The sequence below is a fragment of the Ruegeria sp. SCP10 genome, assembly GCF_040329495.1.
In the GTDB taxonomy this organism is placed as follows: domain Bacteria; phylum Pseudomonadota; class Alphaproteobacteria; order Rhodobacterales; family Rhodobacteraceae; genus Ruegeria.
In genome coordinates, this window is record NZ_JBDZYF010000102.1 from 1 (window position 1) to 223 (window position 223).

The 223-nt window shown below is 56.5% G+C and carries 1 pseudogene; it reads left to right on the plus strand.

Annotated features, from left to right (window positions below):
- Positions 1 to 198, plus strand: a pseudogene (locus ABLN87_RS22460) (IS110 family transposase); the annotation flags it as partial.
- Positions 199 to 223: the final 25 nt, after the last annotated feature.

Here is a 223-nt window from a genome sequence, read left to right on the forward strand (position 1 = left end):
TTGTGTCAGGCTGCAACTGTCATGATGAACTGCGGCCGGTCGATATGGTTTCGAACATGGGGAGCCCAGCTCGCCTAGCGCCGAGGCCGGAAAATAGCAATGGTCGCCCTCGCGCGTCGCATCGCAGTCATTCTCCATCGAATGTGGGTCGATGACACCGTATTCCAGCTCGATGTAGCACCGAACACCGCCTGTTAATCCATCTGTTGCCTACCTGACAGCA